At 68.4% G+C, this 10,965-nt stretch carries 10 protein-coding genes and 1 pseudogene; 6 read left to right on the top strand and 5 right to left on the bottom strand.

The genetic code is table 11. The annotated features are described in order from the left end of the window. Together WI697_RS21805 and trpB are read left to right on the top strand one after the other, a co-directional pair. Positions 1–116: pseudogene (locus tag WI697_RS21805) on the top strand (ISAs1 family transposase); the annotation flags it as partial. A 261-nt stretch (positions 117–377) separates the two neighbouring features. Beyond that, positions 378–1,604: a tryptophan synthase subunit beta gene (gene trpB / locus WI697_RS21800; protein ID WP_345959913.1), complete on the top strand. Its 1,227-nt coding sequence runs from the start codon at positions 378–380 to the stop codon at positions 1,602–1,604. 131 nt (positions 1,605–1,735) lie between these two features. Here trpB and WI697_RS21795 read toward each other — a convergent pair whose 3' ends face one another. Then, the gene (locus WI697_RS21795) at positions 1,736–1,912 is read right to left on the bottom strand and encodes a DUF1328 domain-containing protein (protein ID WP_041607573.1); all 177 of its coding nucleotides are present in this window, start codon (positions 1,910–1,912) and stop codon (positions 1,736–1,738) included. Between the two features lie 379 nt (positions 1,913–2,291). Here WI697_RS21795 and WI697_RS21790 point away from each other — a divergent pair, with 379 nt between their 5' ends. Both WI697_RS21790 and WI697_RS21785 read left to right on the top strand, forming a co-directional pair. Then, positions 2,292–3,311 (top strand): pyridoxamine 5'-phosphate oxidase family protein, encoded by a 1,020-nt coding sequence (locus tag WI697_RS21790; protein ID WP_345959912.1) that lies wholly within the window; start codon positions 2,292–2,294, stop codon positions 3,309–3,311. Positions 3,312–3,500: 189 nt separating this feature from the next. Continuing rightward, positions 3,501–5,477, top strand: a complete 1,977-nt coding sequence (locus WI697_RS21785) for an autotransporter outer membrane beta-barrel domain-containing protein (RefSeq protein WP_345959911.1) — start codon at positions 3,501–3,503, stop codon at positions 5,475–5,477. 25 nt (positions 5,478–5,502) lie between these two features. Here the strand turns inward: WI697_RS21785 and WI697_RS21780 are convergent, their stop codons facing one another. From WI697_RS21780 to WI697_RS21765, 4 genes are all read right to left on the bottom strand, one after another. Next, positions 5,503–5,850 carry a hypothetical protein gene (locus WI697_RS21780; protein WP_156503050.1) on the bottom strand — a complete coding sequence of 116 codons (348 nt, stop codon included), beginning with the start codon at positions 5,848–5,850 and terminating at the stop codon, positions 5,503–5,505. Between the two features lie 392 nt (positions 5,851–6,242). Then, positions 6,243–6,560, bottom strand: coding sequence for a YggT family protein (locus tag WI697_RS21775; RefSeq protein WP_062762152.1), 318 nt, complete (start codon positions 6,558–6,560; stop codon positions 6,243–6,245). Between the two features lie 79 nt (positions 6,561–6,639). Then, the gene (locus WI697_RS21770) at positions 6,640–8,406 is read right to left on the bottom strand and encodes a sodium:solute symporter family protein (RefSeq protein WP_345959910.1); all 1,767 of its coding nucleotides are present in this window, start codon (positions 8,404–8,406) and stop codon (positions 6,640–6,642) included. A 13-nt stretch (positions 8,407–8,419) separates the two neighbouring features. Further along, positions 8,420–8,692: a DUF4212 domain-containing protein gene (locus WI697_RS21765; RefSeq protein ID WP_041604819.1), complete on the bottom strand. Its 273-nt coding sequence runs from the start codon at positions 8,690–8,692 to the stop codon at positions 8,420–8,422. Between the two features lie 234 nt (positions 8,693–8,926). Between WI697_RS21765 and WI697_RS21760 the strand changes: the two genes are divergently transcribed. Then, complete coding sequence (locus WI697_RS21760; protein WP_345959909.1) at positions 8,927–9,538, top strand: hypothetical protein; 612 nt, start codon at positions 8,927–8,929, stop codon at positions 9,536–9,538. Then, the gene (locus WI697_RS21755) at positions 9,525–10,943 is read left to right on the top strand and encodes a 3'-5' exonuclease (protein WP_345959908.1); all 1,419 of its coding nucleotides are present in this window, start codon (positions 9,525–9,527) and stop codon (positions 10,941–10,943) included. Before WI697_RS21760 ends, WI697_RS21755 begins: the two co-directional genes overlap by 14 nt. The last annotated feature ends 22 nt before the right edge of the window (positions 10,944–10,965 follow it).

Here is a 10,965-nt window from a genome sequence, read left to right as displayed (position 1 = left end):
AACTCGCCCTCAACGTCCTCAAAACGGCCAGGCCATCCATCTCCATCCGTCGCAAGCGAAAGCGATCCGGATGGTCCGACGCATTCGCCCGATCCGTCATCGGGCAAATGCGATAGCCCTGCGGCGATGCATGACCCCCATTGTCCCCCGCCGCCCGCTCTGTTACCGTCAGCCCATGACGATGCTGCACCCCATCTTCTGCCCGATGCAGACCCGCCGCTGGTGGCCCGCGTAAGCGGGCGGTTTCACCGGCAGTCGTCATGCCCTGTGGAAGGCCGCTCACTCCGGAGAGCGGCCTTTGTCGTTTATGCGCACGACAGGGGCGGGGATCCGGGGCGGCGACCCTCCAGCGATCCCGATCCGGAGGTTTTCGACCGATGACGTCCCCCCAGCCCGCCTCTCATCTGCCCAACAGCCTGCGCAACGGCCCCGACGAGAATGGCCGTTTCGGCATCTTCGGCGGCCGCTTCGTGGCCGAGACCCTGATGCCCAACCTGCTGGCGCTGGAGCAGGCCTATGCGGAGGCGAGGGCCGATCCCGCCTTCGCGGCCGAGATGGACGACATGCGCCGGCACTATATCGGCCGGCCCAGCCCGCTTTATTTCGCCGACCGGCTGACGGCGCATCTGGGCGGGGCGAAGATCTATCTGAAGCGCGAAGATCTGAACCACACCGGCTCGCACAAGGTGAACAACGTGCTGGGCCAGATCCTGCTCGCCCGGCGCATGGGCAAGAAGCGGATCATCGCCGAGACCGGCGCCGGCCAGCACGGTGTCGCCACCGCGACGCTCTGCGCCCGCTATGGGCTGGATTGCGTGGTCTATATGGGCGAGGTCGACATTGCCCGGCAGATGCCCAATGTCATCCGCATGCGCATGCTGGGCGCCGAGGTCATCCCGGCGCTCTCTGGCTCCCGCACGCTCAAGGATGCGATGAACGAGGCCCTGCGCGACTGGGTGACCAATGTCGAAGACAGCTTCTACTGCATCGGCACCGTGGCTGGACCGCATCCCTATCCCATGATCGTCCGCGATTTCCAGACGGTCATCGGCGACGAGGCGCGGGCCCAGATTCTGGAGGCAGAGGGGCGGCTGCCGGATGTGGTGATGGCCTGTGTCGGCGGCGGGTCCAATGCCATGGGCCTGTTCCATCCCTTCCTCGACGACGCAGAGGTCGCGATCTACGGCATCGAGGCGGCGGGGCACGGGATCGAGAGCGGCAAACACGCCGCCTCGCTGACCGGCGGCCGGCCGGGCGTGCTGCACGGCAACCGGACATTCCTGCTGATGGACGATGACGGCCAGATCACCGAGGCCCATTCGATCTCGGCCGGGCTCGACTATCCGGGCATCGGGCCGGAACATGCCTGGCTGCACCAGATCGGCCGGGTGACCTATCTGCCCGCGACCGATGCCGAGGCGCTGGAGGCATTCCACCTGCTCACCCGGCTGGAAGGCATCATCCCGGCGCTGGAATCGGCCCATGCGCTGGCGCGGGCCATCCGCATGGCGCCCGATCTTGCGCCCGATGCGGTGATGGTGGTCTCGCTGTCGGGGCGCGGCGACAAGGATGTGCCGCAGGTGGCGGAGATGACCGGCGGCTGACATGTCTTCGTCGTGACCACGGGTGATGTCACGGAACCCTGCCTGACCCCTGCCTGAAAAACACGACGGGCGACCGGAAACCGGCCGCCCGTCGTGCTGCGGGGGGAGGGAGGCGGGAGGAAGAGCGGCGGTCAGCGGCCCCTGCGCATCAGGCCTGCGACCAGGGTGATGACGAAGATGATGATCGCCACCCAGAACAGGATCTTGGCACCTGCCATCGCCGTGCCTGCGACACCACCAAAGCCCAGAAGGGCCGCGACCAGCGCCACGATCAGGAAAACGATGGCCCAATGAAGAAGGCTGCCCATGGTTCAGATCTCCTTGTCTTTTCGGATGGTGCCTGCGACATCCGGATGGGATACGCCACCCGTGTAAAGTCGTTTCGCAGTCATCTTGTTCCGAATGATCTCAAGCCCGAAATGTCCGGGCGAGGCGGGATACGAAAGCCGGTGCGGGAAGGCGGTCAGGTTTTTTCTGTCGGCCGCTTTCGACTTGCTTCGTGTTGATTGAAATGTAGCACCCGGCGCGGGGCTCCGCTGCGGACAAAGACGTGACCGGATTTGGTCAGACCCCGGCCGGTTTTGGGCCCAAAGCCGGCCGATCGGCCGGCCGGCGCCTTCCTGTGGTCACGGTAGCGCCGGTTCCGGTGTATGATCGCGGGACGATCTGCCGACGGGAGACGCATCCATGACCGACGAGTCCAGGACCGGCCAGTCCATGACCAGAGACGGGCCGCCGGCCGGTCCCGCGGCGGAGGGGATCGGCTTTCATCTGGGCGAGCGGGCGGTGCAGGATCTGTATGGCCTGGGGGAGCGCATGGCGTCGATCGGCGCCCAGGTGTTCATGACCGCGCTGCCCGACCCGTTCCGGCTGTTTTTCATGGATCTGGAATTCCTGGTGGTCGCCTCGGTCGACGGGCAGGGGCTGCCCTGGGCCTCGCTGCTGGCGGGGCCGCCGGGCTTCATCGCCTCGCCCGATCCCAGGGTGCTCAGCATCCTGGGCGCCGTGCCGGCGGGCGACCCGCTGGCGGCCAATCTTCAGCCCGGGGCGGCGCTGGGCCTGCTCGGCATCGATCTCGCCACCCGGCGGCGCATCCGGGTCAATGGCCGGGTGCTGGCGCTGGATCGTGACGGCGCGCCGCGCATCGACCTGCTGGTGGACCAGTGTTTCGGCAACTGCCCGCGTTACATCCGCCCCCGCCAGGCCGTGCCCGGCCGCGGCGGGATGGATCCGGCGCCGGCGGTGGTGTCTCAGGCGGTGCCGGATCCGCGGGCGCGGGAGATGATCGCCCAGGCCGATACGATCTTCGTCGCCAGCGCCGCCGATACACGCGTGGAAGGCCGGGCCGCCGGGGCCGATGCCTCGCATCGCGGCGGGCCGGCCGGCTTCGTGGCGGTCGACGAGGCCGGGGTGATCACGGTGCCGGACTACGCCGGCAACCGCTATTTCAACACGCTGGGCAACATGGTGCTGCGCCCGGCCGCCGGGCTGCTGGTGCCGGATTTCGCAACCGGCGACCTGCTGACCATCACCGGCGATGTCGAAATCGTCTGGCAGGGGCCCGAGCTTGCCCGCCATCCGGGGGCCGAGCGGCTCTGGCGGCTGAGGCCGCGCCGGGTGGTCCATCTGGCGGGCGCGTGGCGGGCCCGGCTTCGGGAAACCGGTGGCCGGGTTGTGGGGTTGGGGCCGGACGGGCGGCCCGGTTGAGGGGCAGATGACAGCGGTTGATCCGGACAGATCCGGAGGTGACCGGACGGATGATGACAGGGTATGGTTCAGTTAAGGCTGTGTGAAGCTTGCGCCGATACCGGCCCATCATGCCTGCGGCACCCTCATCCCCGCACCACCATCGCCACCGGGGCTATCCGGGGCGATGCTCCCCCTTCAGGAGGTCAGATGCCCGGCCGCCTCACCCTGCGTCCGCTTTGTCTCGCGCTGCTCGCATCCGTCGCCATCCCGGCCCTGCCGGTGCAGGCGGCGGAGTATGGCGACTTCGCCTATGACACGCTCAGAACCCTGACCATCGATCATGCCGGCCGCCACAGCGGCACGGAGGCCTTCGAGGACGCAGCCGACTGGATGTCGTCGCGCTTCACCCTTGGCGGCACCACGCTGACCCGCCAGCCCTTTACCACCCGCCGGGGCCTCGCCTCCCAGAACGTGATCGGCACGGTGGGCAATACCGATCAGGGCTTCATCCTGGTCGGCGCCCATTTCGACAGCGCGCCGCAACGCCCGGGCTATACCGGCCCCGCCCTGCAGGGCGTGGACGACAACGGCTCGGGCGCCGCCGTGCTGACCGAGATCGCCGCCCATCTGGCGGGGCTGCCGGTCGAAACCGGGCTGGTCTTCAACGCCTTCGGCGCCGAGGAGACCGGGCTTGAAGGCTCTGCCTTCTATCGGCAGGAGCTGGAGGCGGCGGGCGAGATCGATCGGCTGAAGGGCATGATCAATATCGACAGCCTGATCACCGGCGATTTCATGTATGCCCATGCCGGCACCAATTATCTGACCGACCCGGCGCTGAAATCCTACTGGACGCGGATCCACGCCATTGCCGACGAGCTGGGCATCGACCTGCGCAGCAATCCCGGGTTGAACCCGCATTATCCGGTCGATACCGGCTGCTGCAGCGACGCCGGCAACTACGAGGATCTGAACATCCCGGTGTTGTGGCTGGAGGCGACCAACTGGGAGATCGGGGATCTGGACGGGTATACCCAGACCACCAATCCGGGCATTCCGGGCGGCGCCAGCTGGCATGACCCGGCGATCGACAATTGGGATGTGCTGGAGGCGGCCTTCGGCCCCGATCACATCCCCGACCGGCTGGAAGACTGGTCGCGGCTGCTGACCCGGCTGCTGGTGGAGCTGACCAATGCCGATCTTGCGGCCTCGGCGCAGTCGGGCGCCGGCTTCAGCCTTGCGATGACCGATCAGCTCGCCCGTGATCATCAGGCCTTCCAGGCGGCCGTCGACCGTGCGGTGCTGGCGCTGTTCACCCGCAGGCCCGGGCTGGGGGAGACCAGCGTCGATGTCTTCGTCGAGGGTCTGGCGCGGCCGGGCGGGTTCGACGGCGCGGCCACGGCCGATCACGAAACGGCCGGCCGCATCGGCTTCCGGGCCGACCACCGGCTGAGCGATCTGGTGACGCTGGGCGCCGATCTGCATCTGTCGCGCGGGCGCGACGATCTGTCGGGCGGGTCGGATCTGGACCGCACCGGCGTCGCTTTCGGTCTGGGCGTGCTGGTGAATGATGGCGCGCCCGGCTGGCTGGTGGCCTCGGTGTCGGCCGGCTATGCCCGGGTCGACGGCACCCGTGCCTTCACCATGACCTCGGGGCTGGGGGCCACCATCCTGGACCAGCGCTTCGACGGGCAGACCAATGCCCGCAGCTTCGGGGCGCGGATCGAGGGCGGCTGGGATCTGGCGCTGGGTGGCATCGCCACCGGCCCGGTGGTCGGGCTGGACTATACCCGCTATGAACTGGACGGCTTCACCGAGACCGGGCCGGCACGCACCGCACTCACCTATCCCGACCAGCACTATTCTTCGGCCGAAGGCGAGCTGGGCTGGCGGGTGCGCGGCAGTGTCGCCATTGGCGAGACCACGACGCTTGCGCCCTATGCCCGTGCGGGTTGGGTGCATGAATTCGCCGATGGCCGGCCAGATGCCATCCGTCTGACGGCGGGGGACGGGTCGTCGCGCCAGGTGGCGCTGGCCGAGGCCGATGACGATTTCGGCCGGGCGACGCTGGGCGCGCGGATCTTCTTCGGCGAGACGGTCTCTACCTATGCCGAGGTCGAAACCCGCTTCGGCCATGACGACGGCGCGCAGACCGCCGTGACCGCGGGCCTGGGCCTGCGCTTCTGACGGTTTGCCCTTTCGGTCATCGCCCTTATCTGAGGGCGATGACCAGCCCCAGGGCCACGATCGTCGTCCAGAGCGCCAGGGCGCCGACGCCCACCAGGGTGGCGTGGTGGAAATAGGTGTCCTGGAGCGTGGCGTTGATCAGTGCCCGGGCCTGTTCGGCCGGCAGCTTCAGCTCCGATTTCACCGCCTGCCACACCTCGGTGCGGCGATGGTCCCGATGGGGGGCGCGATAGCCCTTCAGCATCAGGATGGCCCCCATCAGGGTCACGAGGATGGCGCCGGATCTGAGACTCATCATCGGGTCATAGACCAGCGCCATCATGATGACCCAGATGGCGAACAGCGAAAAGGCACAGGCGCGGCGGACGGACACCGCCGCGGCTTGTTCGATGAGATCTGTCTGCATCTGAGAACGACGGGCTGAGGCCGGCTCGTTGGGGGGACGGGCCGACGGTGCGTTGCGGAGACGGCGCGTTGTGGAACGGCGACGGGCAGAGGTGCCGGAGGGCAGGACCACGTGACGGCGGAAAAGAACGCGACGGGGGAACACGGGAGCAGGGGCCGATACGGCAGACGACCTGGACCTGTTACCGAAGATGGGGCCCCCGTCACGGCGACGCCAGTGGCAAAATTGGTGCCTTTATCCTAGCCCGCGGGGCCCCGGCCTGTCATCCCCCGATACGAGGGCATGTCATGACCTTCTGCGCGAAGAGGCCCCACCCGCCCGATCTTCAGGCGGAAATTCATCCGAATACCGTTTGAATATCATGCGGGGGCGTTCAGGCGTGGCGCCAGGCCCAGATTGTACATCACCAGCCAGAAAATGATCCGCAGGATCCAGAGATAGCCTGCCGCCACCAGCGGCCGCAGCCCCGGCAGAACGAAACGCGGGGTCAGCGGCGCCGTCAGCCGCAGCACCGGATCGGTGATCCGGCAGAAAAAGCGCCAGATGTAGTTGGGATCCCCCGGCCGGATGAAGGCCGAGAGCAGGGCGCGCCCGATCAGGGTGTAGATCAGCAGCGACAGCACGTAATTGGGCAGGTTGTAGGCCCAGTAGGTCCAGAAAAACGGATCGAACTGCATGGGGTGGTGCGGTCTCTCAACGGCGGCGGCGCCGGAAGGTCATGCCCTCCGGCGCCGCGCTGGCTTGACGGGCGATCGGTCAGTTCTTCAGGCCCTGGGCATAGGGATTGTTCTCGGCCAGGCGGGCGCTCGGCACCCGCACGAACTCGATGAAATCCTGCATGTCTTTCGACGGTTCACGGGTCATCAGGCTGACCGCCCAGGTGACCAGGAAGCCGGCCGGAATGCCGAACAGGCCGGCCGAGATGTTCCGCACCCCGAACCACAGCTCCATGCCGTACCACTGGGTGCCGGCCAGATAGATCAGGCAGACGGCAAGCCCGGCCAGCATGCCGGCGCAGGCGCCGGCCTTGGTCGTGCGTTTCCACCACACCCCCATCACCAGGGCCGGGAACAGCCCCGATGCGGCGATGGAGAAGGCCCAGGCGACCATGGCCAGAATGCCGGCAGGGCGGAACGAGGCGACATAGGCTGCAAGCATCGCAACCAGGATCAGCAGCACCCGGGCCACGATCAGCCGGCGGGCGGCGCTCGCCTTGGGGTCGATCATCTTGTAGTAGATGTCGTGGCTGAGGGCGTTGGCGATGGCGAGCAGCAGGCCGTCGGCGGTCGAGAGCGCCGCGGCCAGGCCGCCGGCCGAGACCAGACCGGCGATCACATAGGGCAGGCCGGCGATTTCCGGGGTCGCCAGCACGATCGCGTCATTGTTGATGGTGAATTCGGCAAGCTGGAGCAGCCCGTCGCCATTGGCGTCGCGGATGGCGAGCAGACCGATATCAGACCAGATCCGCACCCAGTCGGGCAGGCTGGCGATGGGCTGGCCGATGACGTTGGTATACACCTCCAGCTTGGCGAAGGCGGCATAGGCGGGCGCGCTGAAATAGAGCAGGAAGATGAACAGCAGGCTCCAGCCCACGGATGACCGCGCCTCGCGCACGCTGGGCGTGGTGAAGAAGCGCATCAGCACATGGGGCAGGGCGGCGGTGCCGACCATCAGGCACAGCACCAGGCTGAAGAAGTTCAGCATGTCGCCGTCGCGGGCGAAGGCGGTGACATGGCCGACCGTGACGCCGAGCGTCGGCTCGATCTGTTCGATCTCCTGCAGCGCATAGCCGTACATGATCTGCGGCACCGGCACGCCGGTCAGCTGCGCCGACATCAGGATGATCGGGATCAGATAGGCGATGATCAGGATGATGTACTGCGCGACCTGGGTCCAGGTGACGGCACGCATGCCGCCCAGCATCGAACAGACCAGAATGCCGACGAGCCCGACGAAGATGCCGATCTCGAACGGGATCGCCAGAAAGCGCGAGGCGATGATGCCGGCGCCCGTCACCTGGGCCACGACATAGGTGAAGGAACACATCATCAGCACGGCGATGCCGATCAGCCGCGGGGCGTGACCGTCATAGCGGGTGCCCAGGAAGTCGGGCACGGTGAACTGGCCGAATTTGCGCAGATACGGCGCCAGCAGCACCGCCACCAGCACATAGCCGCCCGTCCAGCCGAGCACGAAGGCGAGGCCGTTATAGCCCGAAGCATAGAGCGTGCCGGCCATGCCGATGAACGAGGCGGCGCTCATCCAGTCGGCGGCGGTGGCCATGCCGTTATAGAGGGCAGGCACCCGCCGGCCGGCGACATAATATTCCGAGACCTGAACCGTGCGGCTCAGGATGCCGATCATCGCATAGACGCCGATCGTCACCGCGACGAAGGCGTAGCCGATGATCCGGTCGGGCACGCCCATCTGTTCCAGGATGGCGAGCAGGATGGTGAAGCCGACGAAGCTGCCGGTGTAGATGCCGTAGACCTTGCCCAGATTCTGGGTGAAATCGCCCTTCATGGCCCGTGCCCCCTCAGTCTTCGGACACGCCGAATTCGTCGTCGATCCGGTTCTGGCGCGCGACATACCAGAAGATCAGCCAGACGAAGATGATCAGCGAGCCCTGCGCGGCCATGTAGAAGCCGAGCGGGAAGCCCAGGATCCGGATCTGGTTCAGCTCCGGTGCGAAGGCGTGGATCACGAATCCCGACAGGAACCAGATCGCGAGCACCGTCCACATCAGGCCCTTGGTTCTCTGCCAGTACTCCTGCGCCTTCTGCGGCGTCAGGCTGCGATTTTCAGACATGTCTCCCCCCATAAGCTCCACGCGGCCGCTTTCATGCAGCCTTGGCCGGCCGGGCCGGCGGTCACCCGTCGGATCAACCCAGGGGCGGGTGACGATCTTCTATAGATTTCCGGGCCAAACTGGTAATCTTGTCAACAACCAAGATGAAGATCCGCTGGTGGCAGCGGCTTCTTCTGTAAAATGCGACAGAATGTTTCCCGAGGGAGGAGGTCGTCCCCACCGATGCTCCGGAGAATGATGCGCCTTCTGCGCGAGACGCCGCGCGATCGCGACCGGGCTGCCCTCGACCGCTTCGTCGAGGCGCAGTCCGCCTATGTTGCGCAGCGCATGACCATCGGTTACTGCGAGATCAAGGCAGGCCCCCTGCGGCACAGCCTGTTTCGCGAAGCGGGATTTCAGGTCCTGCTTGAACGGTCGCGCTGGGAAGCCTTTGCCGCCGTGCGGGCCGATATGGCGGTGGCGATCCGCGACCGGCTGCGGCCCCATGCCGGGGATCCTGCCGCCATCGAGACGGCGCTGGTCGAAGACTTCGCGGCCGCCCTGGCCGCCGCCCCGCATTTCACCGACCGGCCAGACGGCTTCGCTGCCGAGGTGGCGGCGCTTGCGGCGCGCCTGGCGCTTGGCCGGGCCGCAGATCCGCAACCCCCGGCCCGGATTTTCGCCCAGGGCGGCGGCCGGGTGTTCGACTGCCTGCCCATCCATCCCAGCCTGCGCGACCACGAGCGGGAGATGATCGTGAACGGGGTGTGCTTCCACGCCGTGGGGGCGCTCGCCAGGGCCGATCTGCGCTTCGACTGGCCCGCGCTCGCCGCCGATCTGGCTGCCGGTGCCCGTGTCGCCGCGTAACGTGCTGCCGCGTGACGGGCCGCCGCGTGACGGGCTGGCGCGTGACGAGAACCGGCCGGCGCTGATCGTCGCCGGGCTGCTGGCGGCGGGCGGGCTGGCCGGTGCCGGCTGGGCGGGGCTTGCGGCGGGGGCCGCGGCCCTGCCGCTGGGGCTTGCCCTGTTCGCCGGCGCCTCGGGGCTGGGGCTCGGCCTCTGGATCATCCGCTCGGCCGCCCGGGCCGGCCGGCGGCTGCGGGGCGATCTGGCCCAGGCGCTGCGGGCGGCGACCGATCCCGATCTGCCGCTCCCGGCCTTTGCGGCCGGGGATCTGCCGGGCGCCGACGGGCGGCTGGTGGCGCTGGCGCGGGCGCTTGCCGAAACCGCGCGGGCGGCCGGCGGCCGCGGCGATGCCCGGCTGGCCGCCCTGGTCGCGGCCCTGCCGGTTCCGCTGATGGGGGTGGGGGCGACCGGGCTGGTCACCCTGGTCAACCCGGCGATGGCGGCGCTGATCGGGGCGGTGATGCCCGGAACCTCGGTCTATGCGGCGCTGGCGCGGGAAAGCCTGGCCCCGCTGCTGACGGCCGCCGACGGCGGCATGCGGCGGGCCGGCGTTCATCATGTCGACGGCCGGCTGCTGGACCTGACGGCCGTGCAGCTGCCCGCCCCGGCGGCGACGGCGGGCTGGCTGATCTTTGCCGATCCGCCGGCGGCCGGCATGCCGGTCCTGCCGGCCGCCGAGCTGCCGATGGCGCTGGCGCTCCACGATCTTGCCCCCGATCTGCCGCCGGCCTGTGATGCCACGCCGCTCGACCGGCTGCCGGTGCTGTCGCTGGATCTCGAGACCACGGGCCTTGAGGTGACCACCGACCGGATGGTCTCGGCGGGCGCGGTGTGCATGGTGGGCGGGCGGCTGTTCCTGGCCGATGTCCTGGACATGCTGGTCGATCCGGGTGGACCGGTGCCTGCGGCCGCGACCCGCATTCACGGCATCGACCGGGCGATGCTGCAGGGTGCGCCGCCGCCGGTGGTGGCGGTGGAACGGCTGACGGCCCTGGCGGCCGGGCGGGTGGTGGTGGGCCATAATATCGGCTTCGATCTGGCCGTGCTGCGTGCCGAAGCGGCCCGGGCGGGCCGCGCGGTACCCGACTGGCTGGGGCCGGGCGGGCCGGCCCTGGACACGCTGCGCCTGGCGGCCCGGCTCGACCCCGACCGGCCGGAACTGGATCTGGAGGCCATCGCCCACCGCTATGGCATCGCCGTATCGGGCCGGCACACGGCCCTGGGCGATGCCCTGCTCACCGGGCGGGTGTTCGCGGCCATGATCCCGCGCCTGGCCGAGATCGGGGTGCATGATCTGGGGGCGGCCCGGCGCTTTGCCGATGGTGCGGGGGCCGTGGCTGCGGCGCAGCGTCGCGCGGGCTGGTAGGTCGCGCGGGCTGGCGATCGGC

It is taken from the genome of Tistrella mobilis, assembly GCF_039634785.1.
Lineage (GTDB): Bacteria > Pseudomonadota > Alphaproteobacteria > Tistrellales > Tistrellaceae > Tistrella > Tistrella mobilis.
Note: the sequence above shows the minus strand (reverse complement) of the source record. Positions and strands in the feature narration are given on the sequence as shown.

Excerpts from the sequence above, each read along its gene's own strand:
- trpB (WP_345959913.1), top strand. The coding sequence starts at position 378 with ATGACGTCCCCCCAGCCCGCCTCTCATCTGCCCAACAGCCTGCGCAAC.
- WI697_RS21795 (WP_041607573.1), bottom strand. The coding sequence starts at position 1,912 with ATGGGCAGCCTTCTTCATTGGGCCATCGTTTTCCTGATCGTGGCGCTG.
- WI697_RS21790 (WP_345959912.1), top strand. The coding sequence starts at position 2,292 with ATGACCGACGAGTCCAGGACCGGCCAGTCCATGACCAGAGACGGGCCG.
- WI697_RS21785 (WP_345959911.1), top strand. The coding sequence starts at position 3,501 with ATGCCCGGCCGCCTCACCCTGCGTCCGCTTTGTCTCGCGCTGCTCGCA.
- WI697_RS21775 (WP_062762152.1), bottom strand. The coding sequence starts at position 6,560 with ATGCAGTTCGATCCGTTTTTCTGGACCTACTGGGCCTACAACCTGCCC.
- WI697_RS21770 (WP_345959910.1), bottom strand. The coding sequence starts at position 8,406 with ATGAAGGGCGATTTCACCCAGAATCTGGGCAAGGTCTACGGCATCTAC.
- WI697_RS21765 (WP_041604819.1), bottom strand. The coding sequence starts at position 8,692 with ATGTCTGAAAATCGCAGCCTGACGCCGCAGAAGGCGCAGGAGTACTGG.
- WI697_RS21760 (WP_345959909.1), top strand. The coding sequence starts at position 8,927 with ATGATGCGCCTTCTGCGCGAGACGCCGCGCGATCGCGACCGGGCTGCC.